At 41.3% G+C, this 16,074-nt stretch carries 11 protein-coding genes; all 11 read right to left on the bottom strand.

Annotation, left to right across the window (positions count from 1 at the left end; genetic code table 11):
- Positions 1 to 19: 19 nt before the first annotated feature.
- Positions 20 to 1,645, bottom strand: a complete 1,626-nt coding sequence (locus ABD769_RS11605; protein ID WP_344851577.1) for an NADP-dependent glyceraldehyde-3-phosphate dehydrogenase — start codon at positions 1,643 to 1,645, stop codon at positions 20 to 22.
- A 111-nt stretch (positions 1,646 to 1,756) separates the two neighbouring features.
- Positions 1,757 to 3,196: an MFS transporter gene (locus tag ABD769_RS11600; protein ID WP_344851576.1), complete on the bottom strand. Its 1,440-nt coding sequence runs from the start codon at positions 3,194 to 3,196 to the stop codon at positions 1,757 to 1,759.
- A gap of 22 nt (positions 3,197 to 3,218) precedes the next feature.
- Positions 3,219 to 3,881 (bottom strand): bifunctional 4-hydroxy-2-oxoglutarate aldolase/2-dehydro-3-deoxy-phosphogluconate aldolase, encoded by a 663-nt coding sequence (locus ABD769_RS11595; RefSeq protein WP_187592198.1) that lies wholly within the window; start codon positions 3,879 to 3,881, stop codon positions 3,219 to 3,221.
- Positions 3,874 to 4,929, bottom strand: a complete 1,056-nt coding sequence (locus ABD769_RS11590) for a PfkB family carbohydrate kinase (RefSeq protein ID WP_344851575.1) — start codon at positions 4,927 to 4,929, stop codon at positions 3,874 to 3,876. The genes ABD769_RS11595 and ABD769_RS11590 overlap by 8 nt, the downstream gene beginning before the upstream one ends.
- Positions 4,930 to 5,043: 114 nt before the next feature.
- On the bottom strand, positions 5,044 to 6,444 hold the full coding sequence (gene uxaC, locus ABD769_RS11585) for a glucuronate isomerase (RefSeq protein WP_344851574.1): 1,401 nt from the start codon (positions 6,442 to 6,444) through the stop codon (positions 5,044 to 5,046).
- Between the two features lie 186 nt (positions 6,445 to 6,630).
- Positions 6,631 to 8,277 (bottom strand): UxaA family hydrolase, encoded by a 1,647-nt coding sequence (locus tag ABD769_RS11580; protein WP_344851573.1) that lies wholly within the window; start codon positions 8,275 to 8,277, stop codon positions 6,631 to 6,633.
- Position 8,278: 1 nt separating this feature from the next.
- A complete protein-coding gene (locus ABD769_RS11575) occupies positions 8,279 to 9,790 on the bottom strand; it encodes a tagaturonate reductase (protein ID WP_344851572.1) in 1,512 nt (503 codons plus the stop codon).
- Positions 9,791 to 9,903: 113 nt separating this feature from the next.
- On the bottom strand, positions 9,904 to 10,989 hold the full coding sequence (gene pelA, locus ABD769_RS11570) for a pectate lyase (RefSeq protein ID WP_344851571.1): 1,086 nt from the start codon (positions 10,987 to 10,989) through the stop codon (positions 9,904 to 9,906).
- 147 nt (positions 10,990 to 11,136) lie between these two features.
- The gene (locus ABD769_RS11565) at positions 11,137 to 13,068 is read right to left on the bottom strand and encodes a glycoside hydrolase family 88 protein (protein ID WP_344851570.1); all 1,932 of its coding nucleotides are present in this window, start codon (positions 13,066 to 13,068) and stop codon (positions 11,137 to 11,139) included.
- A 6-nt stretch (positions 13,069 to 13,074) separates the two neighbouring features.
- Positions 13,075 to 14,745, bottom strand: a complete 1,671-nt coding sequence (locus ABD769_RS11560) for a glycoside hydrolase family 28 protein (protein WP_344851569.1) — start codon at positions 14,743 to 14,745, stop codon at positions 13,075 to 13,077.
- A 159-nt stretch (positions 14,746 to 14,904) separates the two neighbouring features.
- The gene (locus ABD769_RS11555; protein WP_344851568.1) at positions 14,905 to 15,861 is read right to left on the bottom strand and encodes a pectinesterase family protein; all 957 of its coding nucleotides are present in this window, start codon (positions 15,859 to 15,861) and stop codon (positions 14,905 to 14,907) included.
- Positions 15,862 to 16,074: the final 213 nt, after the last annotated feature.

Genomic DNA, 16,074 nt, shown 5'->3' with positions numbered 1-16,074 from the left:
TACACTAAATAATTAGCAACTAGAAAATATACTTCGTACTTAAGAAGTTCGAATCATCTCCCCTCACAATTTCGTTCAATAACTTTTTATTATCATCGGTAAATTTAGTGGCCACCAAAGAGCGGATCGAGAATGAACGCAGGGCATCCACTACAGAAAGCGTTCCTTCGGCACTGTCTTTACGACCGGTGAAAGGGAAAACATCTGGTCCACGCTGACATTGGCAGTTAATATTTACACGGCTCACCTGGTTCACCAAAGGATCAATCAGTGAAGAAATTACCGCAGCATTGTTACTAAAAATACTCACCTGCTGGCCATGTGGCGAGCCGATTAAATACTCAATAGGTTCTTCCAGATCATCAAAAGGTACAACCGGCACAATCGGGCCGAACTGCTCTTCGCGGTATAATTTCATGTTGCTGTTTACCGGATAAACAATGGCCGGATAAACAAAAGTTTCTAAAGTTTGTCCACCGTTTTTATTGACCACTTTCGCACCGTGCGAAACCGCATCATCGATACATTCTTTTAAATATTCCGGTTTATTCAGCTCTGGCAGCGGTGTAAGGTTTACGCCTTTTTCCCATGGCATACCAAATTTCAGTTTTTCTACTTCTGCAGATAAACGCTTTAAAAATTCCTGTGCCAGGCTGCGGTGTACATAAACGATTTTTATCGCAGTACAACGTTGTCCGTTAAAAGAAAGCGAACCTAAAACTGTTTCAGAAACGGCTAAATCCAGGTCAGCATCTTTAGTGATGATCGCAGCATTTTTGGCATCCAAACCTAGAATTGCCCTTAAGCGGTTTACTTTAGGGTGCAGTTTTTTAAGTTCGTTGGCTACTTTACTCGAACCGATTAAAGTAAGCACATTGATTTTTCCTGATTTCATCAATCCCGGAACAATGGTATTGCCACGGCCATAAATGGTATTCACCACACCTTTAGGGAAACTGGAACGGAAAGCTTCAAGCAAAGGATAGTGCAATAAAGTACCGTGTTTAGGTGGTTTGAATAATAGTGTGTTGCCCATAATCAAAGCCGGGATCAGCGTAGTAAAGGTCTCGTTTAGCGGATAGTTGAACGGCCCCATACAAAGTACTACTCCAAGCGGCGAACGGCGCACCTGGGCCACAATACCCTGCTCTATTTCGAAACGTGATGACTGTCTGTCGATATCTTTCAATGCATCAATGGTTGCATAGATATATTCAACTGTCCGGTCGAATTCTTTTACCGAATCTGCATAAGATTTACCGATTTCCCACATAATCAATTTCGCAACGATTTCTTTTTGCTCGATCATTTTATGGGTAAAGTTTTCTACACAGGCAATGCGATCGGCAACGCTCATAGTTGGCCACTGCCCGCGACCGTTGTCGTAAGCGGCTACAGCGGCATCCAAAGCTTCGGTCGATTCTTTCTCCGTACATACCGGAAAACTGCCGATACGCTTTCGTTTCAAACCTTCAGGGGTTTTTACGCATACCGGAGAAAACACTTCATTAAACGGTCCGTTCCATGGTTTCATCTCTCCATTTGATAGAAACTCCTTTTGATTGATTTCTTCCGTGAGCCTAAATTCATCTGGAATCTGGCTCTCTTCAACGAAAATACTTTCGAGGTTTAGCGTTGTACTCAATTTAAGTTGTTGTTAGGGTTAAATTAATGTTAAATCTATCGTTTAAGTATAGATTCGTTTGTATAAAAAGGCTGATTGTTCAGAAAGCTTTCCTTAACATCAGCCTTTGGTTTATTTTAGTTCGATTACTTTATATTTTGGCACTAAGGTTTTCATTACCGTCCAGCCGATTAAATAACAAACCGCACAGATGGAAAAGATAATGAAATAACCGGCCTCTTCACCTTTAAAACCCATAAAAACAATCTCGTTTTTGCCCGTATAATCGAACAGTAAACCAGAGCCTTTATTGATAATGAAAGAGCCTAAGCCACCGGCCATACCGCCAATACCGGTAATGGTTGCAATGGCTTTTTTAGGGAACATATCGCCCACAGTAGAAAAAATATTTGCCGACCATGCCTGGTGAGCCGCACCTGCAATACCGATAATAATGACCGGAATCCAGTAAGTAATGTGACCGAGAGGTTGCGCCGCCAAAGCCAATAATGGGAAAAATGCAAAAATTAACATGGCCCTCATGCGGCCTTCGTAAGGGTTCATGCCTTTTTTATCAACGAAATAAGTGGGCAACCATCCTCCGATAATCGAAAGCAGGGTAATCATATAAAGTACAAATAACGGCAACGCACTTTGGGTAGAATCCATTCCATAAACCGATTTCAGGTAGGCAGGAGTCCAGAATAAAAAGAACCACCATACGCCATCGGTCATAAATTTACCAAAAGCAAAAGCCCAGGTCTGTTTGTATTTAAAACAATCAATAAAAGAAACTTTTTCTTTGGTTTCTTCTACGTAATCGGCCAGTTTTCTATCGTTAATCACATCCTGCTGGATATAAGCCAGTTCCTCAGGGCTCACCCGCTTGTGAAGCTCTGGTTTGTTGTACACAAAAATCCATAGGCCCATCCACACAAAGCCCAGGGCACCGATAATGATGAACGACATTTCCCAGCCATAAGCTTTTGCAATAAAAGGAATGGTAATCGGGGCAGCCAATGCACCAACCGTAGCACCTGCATTAAAAATACTGGTTGCAAATGCGCGGTCTTTTTTAGGGAAATACTCAGCAGTGGCTTTAATTGCCGCAGGGAAGTTTCCTGCTTCTCCAACCGCCAGTACGAAACGGGCAAAAATAAAGAGGGTAACACTTACTGAAACTACCAAACCGGTATCGTTAACGCGGGCAATAATTTCTTTAGCGCCTTCAAAACCTACAAACCAGTTTCCATTAACAATACCTGCAGTTGCTATACCACAGAAAGCATGTAAACAGGCTCCAACCGACCAAACACCGATGGCCCATAAAAAGCCTTTTTTGGTATCCAGTTTATCAACTAAACGACCTGCAAAAAGCATCGATATAGCATAAAAAATAGAGAACAGTGCCGTTATATTTCCATAGTCGTTATTGTCCCAATGAAATTCCGGTTTAATAAAATCCGTCCAGGTTAACGAAAGGACCTGTCTGTCTAAATAATTTATCGTAGTGGCTAAGAATAACAGCAAACAGATGGTCCATCTATATTTGCTTGTTTTGGGTTGGTTCATTTGGTTAGGTATGTTAAATTTTTTATTTGCTCTGCTGAATTAGATCGAGGGCTAATTTAGTATTGTCGAATAATTCCTCGTAAAGGCCTTTGCTCATCACATCCTTACTGATTAATTTACTGCCCATACCAACTGCACAAACACCAGATTTAAACCAGGTTTTTAAGTTATCGGCATTAATTTCTACCCCGCCGGTTGGCATAAATAACTGTCCGGCGAAAAGATCTTTAATGGATGAAATAAATTCAGGGCCTAAAATATTGGCAGGAAAAATTTTAATCAGCATGGCCTTGTGTTCCTGGGCAACGCTGATTTCAGTCGGCGTCATACAACCCGGAATCCATAGCATACCGATTTTGTTGGCTATTTCGGCAACAGCCGGATTAACGATCGGTGCCACGATAAAATCTGTTCCGGCTTCAATAAAGGCATTTGCATCAGCAGGGGTTTTAATGGTTCCGATACCCAGATAAAGATCAGGCATTTCGGCATCGCGTACTTCCTTTAGTTTTTTAAAGTTCGGCAGTGCTGATTTACCACGGTTTGTATATTCGAAAACGCGGACACCAGCTTTATACAGCGTGCGTAATATTTCTACGCTACCTGCCTCACTATCCTGATAAAAAAGCGGTAACATACCCTGCTCTAAAATGGCATCTAAAATTTTGTGCTTGTTGCTAATCATTGCGTATTATTCTTTTTTCTATATCAGCTACGGTACTGGTTGTAGCATCACTTGGAATGTATAATTTATCGTAAGCTGCCGCTGTCGCGAAGTTTAAGGTTTCTTTGGCTGATAGCTGATTATAAAAACCATAAATCAAACCTGCCATAAAACAATCGCCACTGCCCACTTTATCTAAAATTTCGTCTGAAACATATTCTTCCGATACGGTTAATTCACCTTCGGTATAAATAGCGGTATAATACCTGATACCTTTGCCATGATCGAACCTGAAGGTATTGGCCACCGCCTTACATGCCGGAAACAAACTTAATATTTCTTTAGAAGTATCGGTTGCCTGCTGTAGTAACGTTTCTTTTGCATAACCCTCAGTTGGTGTTAAATCTTCGTGAAGCGCCGTTCCCAGCATTTTACTGGCCGCCCACACATTACCCATAATCAGCGTACAATATTGAGCGAGTTCTGGTAGCACGTCAATCGGATCTTTACCGTATTTCCAAAGTTTAGCGCGGTAGTTCAGGTCCAGTGAAATGGTGATGTTTCGCTCTGTTGCTGCTTTTAAGGCTTCCAGGCAAACATCGGCAACAGATTGGTTGATTGCAGGGCATATTGCACTGAAATGAAACCAGCCCACTCCTTGAAAAACTTCATCCCAGTTAATCTGGCCAACCTTTAAATCGGCATAGGCCGAATTTGCACGATCGTAAATTACGCCGGCATTTTTAAGGTCTTTTCCTTTAGGAAGATAATATAAACCCAAACGCTCGCCATGGTAAACCATTGGTGTAGTATCAATATTACGGGCATCAAGATAATCCACAATTTCCCTGGTTACCGAATTATCGGGCACAGCCGATAAATAGGCGGACGGAACATTCCAAAGCGCCAGTGCAGTGGCCACATTCAGCTCTGCACCGCCAACATAAAACGGAAGTTTGTTTTCTTTTAACCAGGCACCATCCATATCAGGACAGATGCGCAAAAGTATTTCACCAAAGCTTAAAACTTTTTTTCCTTTTTTTGATGAAGCGAATATTTGGGTGCTCATTTTTGTGTCTCACCGGCGTATTTCATGCTGTTTTCTGCAACGGTATGAAAATGGAAGGAAAACGATTGAAATGATTTAATTCCAATGAAATACCTTCCTAAAGCCTGATTTTGGTTAAAATTTAAAGTAATTTTTTGCGTTAAAGTACGAAATATCCTGAACAATTTTGCCAACCCACTCCAAATCGTTAGGCAATTCGCCGTTCTCGATATCCTCTCCAAACAGGTTACAAACAATCCTTCTGAAATATTCGTGACGAGGAAAAGAAAGGAAACTGCGCGAATCGGTAAGCATACCCACCAGGCGGCTTAAAAGCCCCATGTTCGATAGTGCATTTAATTGTTTGATCATCCCGTCTTTCTGGTCCAGAAACCACCAGGCCGAACCAAACTGAACTTTACCAGCAACCGAGCCATCGTTAAAATTACCGATCATGGTGGCAATTAATTCATTATCGGCAGGGTTGAGGTTGTAAATAATGGTTTTGGCCAATTTATCCTGGTTATCCAAACGGTTCAAAAATTTAGAAAGCATACGGGCCTGACTAAAATCTCCGATTGAATCCCAACCGGTATCAGGGCCTAACTGCCTTAACATCCGGGCGTTGTTGTTACGCAAGGCCCCGAGGTGGTATTGCTGCACCCAACCTTTTTCGTGATCCCACTCTGCAAAATAAACCAGCATGGCCGATTTAAATTTCAGGTTTTCCTGGTAAGAAATATTTTGTTTACTGCGGATTTTATCAAAAATAGACGAGATTTCGGCTTCGGTATAATCCTCTGCATAAATCTGCTCTAAACCATGATCGGAAACCGAACAGCCATTATCGGCAAAGTAATCGTGACGGCTTTTTAAAGCATCGATATAATCCTGAAAACTGCTGATGGTTTTATCGGCCACACTTTCCAGTTTATCAATATATTCGTTTAAACCTTCGATATCATCGCTGTTCATCGCCTTATCCGGACGGAAAGCGGGCAACATTTTCAGGTTTGCGCCTTCTCTTGCCAGTTGCTGGTGAAAATTTAAACTATCCAGTGGATCATCAGTGGTACAAACTGCCTCTACATTCATTTTGGCCAATAAACCACGCACAGAATACTCCGGGGTTTGCAGTTTTGCAGAACATTCGTCGTAAATTTTCTGAGCGGTTTTGCCCGAAAGTAAATCGGTTACACCGAAATAACGCTGAAGTTCTAAGTGCGTCCAGTGGTAGAGCGGATTACGCAAAGTATAAGGAACGGTTTCTGCCCATTTCTCAAATTTTTCATAATCAGATCCTACGCCGGTAATGTATTTTTCATCAACACCATTGGCACGCATGGCACGCCATTTATAATGATCGCCATACAACCAAACCTGGCTCATGTTGGTAAATTGGGTGTTATTGGCAATCTGCTCCGGTATAAGGTGATTATGGTAATCGATAATGGGTAGTGGTTTTGCAAAGTTGTGGTAAAGCTTTTCTGCTGTTTTGCTTTGCAAAAGAAAATTTTCGTCTAAAAAAGGTTTCATGCTATGGTTAGATGTACGATATGAATTACATTTTAATCATATCCTGTTAATATTTTATTTTTTATCCTATTCCCTGTATCGACACAGAAAGGAAATCAATTTATATTTTATTCTCTCAGTGGTCTGTGGGGACACAGACCACGGGAATGGGTCTAAGACTCACGACTTCGGATTCATGACTCCGGACTATAAACTAACTCCTCTTTTCCATGGGATAAAATCATCCTGGTTAAGCAATACTGCTTTAGGGATTACTTCGCCGCTGGCAGCTTTAATGCAATATTCCAGGATATCTTCTCCCATTTGCTCGATGGTTTTTTCGCCTTCGATTACTGGTCCACAGTTGATATCGATGATATCGCCCATGCGTTTGGTTAATGCATTATTGGTTGACACCTTGATGGTCGGGCAAACCGGGTTTCCTGTTGGCGTACCCAAACCTGTAGTGAACAAAATTAATGTTGCGCCCGATGCCGCTTTTCCTGTAGTGGCTTCCACATCGTTTCCTGGTGTACAAACCAAATTTAAGCCGGGTTTTGTTGCTGGTTCGGTATAATCTAAAACATCTTCTACTGGCGATGTTCCGCCTTTTTTAGCTGCACCGGTACTTTTAATGGCATCAGTAATTAAACCATCTTTAATATTACCCGGAGATGGGTTCATAAAAAATCCAGAACCCACATTTTCAGCAGCCTGGTTATAAGCTGTCATCAACTGGATAAACTTACGTGCAGCAGTTTCATCTTTAGTACGGTCGATAAGTTGTTGTTCGGCACCGCAAAGTTCGGGAAATTCGGCAAGAAGCACCGTTCCGCCTAAAGCCACCAGTAAATCGGAAGTATAACCTACTGCAGGATTAGCACTGATGCCGCTAAAACCATCACTACCGCCACATTTAACGCCTAAAACCAGTTTACTCAATGGCGCAGGCTGACGTTCGATTTTATTGATTTCGGTTAAACCAATAAAGGTTTTACGGATGGCTTCTTTAACCAATTGTTCTTCGCTTTGAGATTGTTGCTGCTCAAAAATAAATAATGGTTTATCGAAATTCGGACTGCGTTGTTTTAAATCATCCACAAAATCTTTCACCTGTAAATTCTGGCAACCCAGGCTTAAGACGGTTACACCAGCTACATTGGGATGATCGGCATAAGCAGCTAAAAGCTTGCTCAACACAGCGGCATCCTGACGGGTACCACCGCAGCCACCCTGGTGGTTCAGGAATTTAATGCCATCTACGTTTTTAAAAACGCGGTTGGCCGACGGATTGGCCAATCCGATGGAATTTGGATCAGCTTCTTCTAAAATCTCGCCATTTTTATAAGCTTCTACCAGCTGGTGCGCGTACGATTTGTATTTATCGGTTACGGCATAACCCAATTCGTTGTGCAAAGCCTCACGGATGACATCTAAATTCCTGTTTTCGCAGAAAACAGTCGGGATGAACAACCAGTAATTGGCGGTGCCTACACGGCCATCGCTACGGATATACCCGTTAAAAGTACGCCCTTCAAATTTAGAAACATCCGGAGCACGCCATTCGTAATGGTACGGACGGAATTCGTAAGGATCGGAGGCGTGTTTGGTATTTTCGGTATCCATTAAACCGCCTTTGAGGATAAAATGCTGCGCTTTTCCTACCAGTACGCCGTACATAATGATGTGATCGCCCGGATTCATATCCTGCATAAAAAACTTATGTTTCGCCTGGATATCATCCTGTAAAATATATTCGTGCCCATCGTAAATAACGGTTTCGCCTTTTGCCAGGTTTTGCAAGGCAACAAGTACATTATCGTTAGGATGGATTTTTAAAATTCTAGTAACCATTTTAAATTGTTCTTTCTGAATGCAAGTTACTTAAAGTTTCTTTTGCACCCTTATTTTGTAATAATTCAACGTATGATTTTACGGCTGCGTTAAAGCCGGGGTAATTGTTCAGGTTTTTGTCCCAAAGGCGCCTGTCGCCAAGGGTATTATCTACAACGGTTTCAGGATCTTTCCAGTATTCGTATAACACTTCCGCAAATTCATCCTGCACAGGAAAGGCTTTTCCATGAGCGCTGGTCGTGTAAGTATCGCCATCTTTATTTACATTCATAAAAAGAATATATGCGGCAACACCCAAAGCGGTAAGTTGTGGCACTTCATTTTTTAAGGCATAATATCTTCTGATGAGCGGCATGTTGCGCATCTGCATTTTTGAGGTGAAATTTAGTGTAATGGCCTGCCACTGATGCTCTAAAAAAGGATTACTAAAACGATCGGTTACACTTTCGGCAAAGGCAAGGGCTTCATCTTCAGTAATGTCTTCATTTACTACAACAGGAGCAATTTCCTCTTTCATCAGTTTTAACACGTGGTTGGCGAAATCGTTATCGGCCATTGCCTCTTTTACGGTATTAAAACCTGCTAAAATGGCTAATCCGCAGCTAATGGTATGCGTACCGTTAAGTAAACGCAGTTTTAACTCTTTAAACTTATCGATCGAAGGAACAATGAAAACACCCTTGTCGGCCTTTGCGAAAGACAGAACCTCTTTTACTTTTTCGCTTGATGATTCAATGGCCCACAGCCTGAAAGGTTCGGCCATGATCATGAGTTCGTCTTCATAACCCAATTCATTTTCGATGGCCTTTTGTTCGGCTTCAGGGAGTTTTCCTGGTACGATGCGATCAACCAGAGTTTTGCAGAAATGATTGGCTGTTTTTAACCAGTTTTCGAAATCCCAGCCCAGTTTATTCTGGATGGCAAGATCCAGTACGATTTCTTTTAATTTATCGGCATTATCGCTGATGAGTTCCGTAGGGACGATCACCATTCCACTTTCGGCCGAACCATTAAAGGCTTGGTATCTTTCGTGCAGAAAAGCCAGTAATTTGCCCGGGTAAGATTGTGGCGGATTATCGGTGATTTTATCTTCGCTTTTAACAATCCCAACTTCAGTGGTATTCGAAATCACGACCTGCATTTCGGGCTGATGCGCTGCTTTTAAAATTTCGGCCCAATCCTGCGAAGCAGATAAAACCCTGCTGATTGAAGCATTGATTGAATTTTCTTCAACACTTACACTATCTTCAATCCCTTTTACGCAAAGTGTATATAGGTTATCTTGTTTCGAAAATTCATCAGATCCGCCTCTTGAGGTAGATTTAACCACCAAAACACGACCGTTAAAAATGCCTTTTTGATTGGCTTTATCGATAAAATAATCTGGCAATCCACGTAATAAAACACCTGTTCCAAACTGGATTACTTTTTCGGGTAAGGTTAAAATTCCGGCAGTGGGTTTTGTAACCTTATCGCCGTTAATGTTTTTTAAATTTTCTTTGTTTAAAATCATTGGTCTTCCTGTTTCCGTCATTGCTGGGAAACGAAACAATCTTAAAGCGGTAGTGATACCCACCCATAGTAGTAGGATTGCTTCGTGCCTCGCAGCGACGAGTTATATGATGTTTATTTCCCGTTTGTGGCTAACCACTTCGGGTATTCTTTTTCAATTAATTTTTGCCCCCAGTTGCCATACCAGGCATAACCGTTGCGCCTTTCAGGGCTTAACTCTTCCAGTTTTGTTTTGATAGTATTGTCGCGATCGCCGAAAATCGGGGTGTTTTTTTCCAGGTCGTAAAAACGTGCCCAGGTACTGGCGGTATTATCGGCAATCAAAGCAGCGGTTTTAATATTGGTTTTTGGATCACTCGGCCTGTCGAAACGGTAGCCGGCAATTTTATAGGTATCAAACCATTTAATTGCTGCTGTTATTGCATTTTTTTCTGCTGTTGAAGGATTTTTCATCCGCATTAAAAACCTCACGATCCCTGCTGATTCGCTTGTACTTAACGAGGCCGGCTCGAAATTCCTGGCTTTTGCAGGCAACATGGTATCTTTATCGTATTGCGCGGCCCAGATAGTTAAAACACCGTTCTGTTTTACCTGGGTTTTTAAGATGCAATCGATACCTTTTGCAACTGCTTTTTCTGCTTTTTTAATGTAAGCAGAATTTACCACTTCAAAATCGTTTGTTTGCGTGGCAATATCCTGCAAAATATTCAGCACATTAATCATCGCATCATCATTATAGGTAATTTCTGAGCGGTATAAAGCTTTATCAGGATAATATTGTGGCCAGCCACCATTGGCATATTGGGCAGACAGAATATAATCCAGTCCTTTTTCGGCAGCAGTTAAGTAAGTTTTATTCTGTGTTTTTTTATAGGCTTTTACCAGGTACACCACTTCTCTGCTGGTGGCCTTATTATCGAAAGTGGCGTGGAGATCTTTAGTTGCTTTTATCTTTGCTAATAATTCGGGGGTTATGGCCGCACCGTAATTAACCACACTTTTATCTTCCAGTTGTTTTGGCCAGCCACCATTGCCCAATTGGTACACGAGCATTTTATCTGCTGTAGCATCGGTTGGTTGCTGCGCATAACACGATAGCAATAAAGTGCTGCAGATGAGGGTGAACAATATTTTTATTTTCATCGTTTGGTTTGTTTCGTGGTCCAGACCACTAATTTTCTTTTTGTTTCCATGTGCCATGGTTTTTGTTTGCCACGGAGGCACGGATTAACACGGAGGATTTTTCTCCTTATCCGTGGTCTGTGTCCCCACAGATCACCATTTAATTCTTTTTCCGCGGCTAATATTTATTTATCTGTGTTCATCCTTTTCATCTGTAGTTAAATCTTACCTCTTCCCTGGCACCTGTTTAATCAGCCAGTTCACTAAATCATTGGTGGCTTTAAAATTTTCAAATTCTGCAGGTAATTTTCTACCGTCGATATATTCATTATAAAACCATGGATCGCCTACCGCGAAAACTGTTCCTTTACCATATTTTGCAGTAGCTACAATCACATCTCCTTTATCGTTTAAAGCAGAAACCGCAGGACTTTTCGCCACAATGGTCGATATTTCTTTGATGTACACTTTTTTGGCTGTCTTGAAAATAGAATTGCCTGCCGTGATTTTTATTGCACCTTGTTCAAAGTTTGTTCCCTGTACTTTATTGCGGCTATCTTCGTTAAAGTGGATACCAAAAGTTTCGGGCAGTACATTAAATTTTGAAATTTCGCAGTTACCTGCATCGTTTAACAGCAATACCAAAACACCACCAGCTTTAACCCACTCGCTGATCTGTTTGGCATGTGCGGCATTCATGAAATTTGGGTTCGCGGTTTCTTTTTCCGTATCAGGATCAACAATAATGTAAATATTGCTTCCTTTTAAATTTGAAGTAGTTGGTGCAGTTTTAAGTGTGGTCGTTTTTACGCCGGCATCGTTAAATACTTTTCCGAATAAAGAGAAACCGTTGTTATCATCTTCTTCCCAAAGGTAATGGAAAGGGATTTTATCGCCGGTTGGCCCTGTCATGTATTCGTTGTTAAAGAAATTATCAACGGTTACTGTCAAGCCTTTGCCCGGTTTCGGTAACTGATCTACTTCCATTTCGGCGGCTGCGCAAACAAATGCGCCCATTCCTTTCGGATCGTTCGTAATTACCTTTTCGCTGATGTAATAATCGAAACTGCCATCGCGATATTTCGGTTTTCCGCCGAGGCCTGATACTGAAACGGTTTTAGTGAGGTTTACCCTTTCATCGCCTGCTTTTTCGATAAATTCTTTCTTTAAACCGGCATAACCTTTATTTGCAGCAGCCATAAATGATGGTGCTAACCAGCCTTTACGCACACCTTTGGCCAGGCCATATACAAACATGCTCGATGCCGAACTTTCGAGGTAATTTCCTTTACGGGCTGGCATATCGAGAATATCAAACCAAACCCCTGATTTCGGATCCTGGTATTTTACGGCAGCAGTTGCTGTACGATTTAAAATGGCCAGTAATTCTTTTCGTTGTGGATGATTGGCCGGGAAATTATCCAGCACATCAACCAGGGCCATAATGTACCAGCCCATTGCCCTTCCCCAGAAATTTGGCGATCGGCCGGTGGTTTTATCGGCCCATTGTTCGGTTCGGCTTTCATCGTAACCGTGATAAAGTAAACCTGTTTTAGCATCCCGAGAGTTTTTTTCCATCAGGATAAACTGTTTGGCAATGTCATCAAAAGCCGCATCTTTTTTCATCAGCTTTGCATATTCTGCGTAAAAAGGTTCGCCCATGTATAAACCATCCAGCCACATCTGGTTTGGATAAATTTTCTTGTGCCAAAAGCCACCTTCTTTGGTACGCGGCTGTTTTTGCAACTGATCGTATAATTTAGTTGCTGCCAACAGGTATTTCTGTTGCCCGGTAACTTTAAACAGTAATAATAATGACCGACCGTTTTTGATGTTATCGATATTAAAATCATCGGGTTTATAGGTAGTGATATTGCCTTCTTTATCCAGATATGCATCCATCGAACTCTGGATATATTTAAAATATTTTCCATCGCCGGTATTGCGCCAAACTGCTGCTGCACCTTCTAAAACCACACCCATATCGTAGCTCCATCTCGGTCCCTTTGGGCCTTTTAAAACCGTTGTATCCTGCCATAGTTGTTCCATGGCAGTCAGGGTTAACTGTTCCGAGAGTTTCTTTTGGGCGAATCCACTTTGTGTTAAAATGGAAAAACCGATAAGTGCAGCTGCTTTATATAAGATTGATTTCTTCATTTTCAATTATTTTGAAATTTCCAGTGCTTTTTTATCTACTTCTGTACTTAAAACAGATGCTGTTTTTGCTTTGGAAACATCGGTTCCGCTAATTTTTACACCTTTTGATTTTTCGCCTGAAACATCAAATAAAACTTTGCTGTTAGCTGGATAAATAAGGTTGCTGATGTTAATATTCGAGCCATTCTGGATCATCACTACCGGACTGGTATCTTCTGTAATTACATTTACATTTTTAAGGAAAATTCCTGCTGCTTCAATAATCTCGATGCCTTTTTTAGCTTTTATGGTTACATTTTCCAGATGCACATCTTTGATATTCATCTCAGGTAATCCCCTGAAAAATATAGCTTTCTCTGCACCATTGGCTACTACATCTTTAATGTAAAAGTTCCTGAACTGGGGCGTGGCTTCGGTAACGGGAACAGTAACCGTTTTAACAGCTTCGCGTTTTTCGCCAGCCAGAGGAACCGGATCAACGGCAGCGTAATACATATCGAATAAAATGGCTTCGCCAGGGATATCGATCATGTTGATGTTATTGATGTAGATATTTTCTACCACACCACCACGACCACGCGTTGTTTTAAAACGCAAACCAATATCAGTACCGATAAAAGAACAATCGTACACCCAGATATTTTTAGCACCACCGCTCATTTCGCTACCGATTACGAAACCGCCATGGGCATGATAAACGATATTATTTCTTACAATTACATTTTCGGTTGGCACACCGCGTTTACGTCCGGCCTCATCGCGGCCAGATTTGATGCAGATCCCATCGTCGCCAACATCAAAAGTGCTGCCTTCAATCAATACGTTTTTGCACGATTCTACATCAACACCATCACCATTTTGTGCAAACCATGGATTTTTTACCTGTAAATTTCTTAAAGTTAAATCTTCGCATAATAAAGGGTGCAAATTCCACGCCGGCGAATTCTGAAAAGTAACGCCTTCTAAAAGCACTTTTTTACAGCCCGTTAATACCAATAAATTAGGGCGAAGAAAATCTTTGATATCATCATAATCTGCCGCAGTTTTTCCTGCTTCAATTACGCCGGCATTTTTGGTATTCGAACCTTTAACGGTTTTCTCTGACGGATACCACATTTTCCCGTCAGCTTTAACGATTCCGCCCGATGCAACGAGATTTTTCCACTGTGTTTCGGTGAGTTTATCTTTTTTAACCATGCGCCAGGCACCACCGTTACCATCAATAATCCCGCTGCCGGTAATGGCAATGTTTTCGAGGTTTACACCCGAAATCGGGCTCTGGTTGCGCCATGCGGGCTGACCTTCCCAATTTCCCTGAACGAGTTTATATTGATTAAAATCGGCAGTAAACTGAAGAATCGCGTCGCGTTTTAAGTGTAAATTTACATTGCTTTTTAATTCGATAGGTCCGGTTAACCATAGGCCGGATGGAATTAACACCACACCACCGCCTTTTTGGCTCACGCTGGCAATGGTTTTATTAATGCTTTGGGTATTTAAGATAATTCCATCGCCTTTTGCACCAAAACTTACTATGCTCGTCGTATCTTTTTTAAATTTAACCTGCTGAATAACGGGTAAGCTTTGCTTTTGTTGAGCCATAGCCGTTGCAGAAGATAAAATTAAGCATGCGAGCGCTATTTTAATATGGCATAAACGACCAGAAATATGTTTCATTATTCGCGTTGTTAAATTATACTTGGTTATTGTAATAACAAGTGTACGTTGTTTGCAGTTAAAACAGAAGAGAAATCTATGCAATCGTTACCGGAAACCCGGACAAGAAAATCAATTTAAAAACCTCATTAACAGCTGTAAAACAGATAGTTACGCCAGTTATTTTGCTTCCGGATTCCACCCACGGAAAACGTTTTCCAAAATGTAAGCCTTATACTCATTATCCGTTAACTGGTGCGACCAATTGGCCCTGTTTTTAGGATCGGCACCCTTGCCAGTGCTTTTATATTCAGCGTAATAAGCCGTTTTTTCGTTGCTTTCTTTACCCCAGTTATTCCAGCCTTCGGGACGGATAAAATCGGGTAGTTCGCAATTGAGGTAGGCAACTTTGGCATAAGGCCTCCAGGGGCGACCCAGGTAAAAACTATTGGCAGGAGCATCTCCTTTTATTTTGCATCTGTTGAGGACGTAGCCAAATTTTGTGGTATCAGCTGTTGAAGCAGCCGTGATGTAGCCCGCTTTTTTGCAAAAAATGGTACAACTTTCAAACCAGGCCGTAGAGGCGCCGAAAATAAAATCGACTGTTCCTTCGATGTAGCAGTTTTTATAATACTGGCGGTTATTGCCTCCATAAGTATAAAGTGTATCCTGAAAGCCCAAAAACCTGCAATTGATAAAAATCAGTTTATCACCGCCAGCCCAAATGGCTACAGCCTGCCCCACCGTACCAGAAGAATTTTCGAAAGTGATGTTCTCTGCAGAAAAACCTTCGCCATAGATGTAAAAGCTTGATGAACCCGAAGTGCCTTTTTCTTCTCCAAAAGTATTTTTTTTCTGGGCATAATCATCGTAGGTTAAAATGGTTTCATTCAGGCTCTCGCCGATGAACTTTACATTCTTTTTAGAAGCCGCCAATACCAGCTTTTCTTTGTAAATGCCTTTTTTAATAAAAATTATGGTGGTTTTATTTCTGAAATCAGGTACCGCGTGGATGGCTTCCTGCACGGTTTTAAAATTTCCACTTCCATCGGCTGCCACCACGAAATCGGGTTTAATATCCAGGGCGTAAACCGCAGAAGAAACAGCTACTAGAAAAAATAGGATGATTGCTTTCATATTAATTTGGTTAGGCTAAAATTAAAATCGGCCACGTAAAAGTATAAACTTTGTAACGCAGCCGTGTTTTAAAATATATGATGAACAATTTTAAACATTAATATTCATCAGAAAGAAATTTTTCAAACATTAAACATCGCAAACGATGTCGGGAACGATTGCACAATATCAGCTTGCCTTAAAATAAAAAAAGGCTTAATCTTGTTGGCAGGC

Source organism: Pedobacter jeongneungensis (assembly GCF_039538295.1).
GTDB classification, from domain to species: Bacteria; Bacteroidota; Bacteroidia; order Sphingobacteriales; family Sphingobacteriaceae; genus Pedobacter; species Pedobacter jeongneungensis.
Note: the sequence above shows the minus strand (reverse complement) of the source record. Positions and strands in the feature narration are given on the sequence as shown.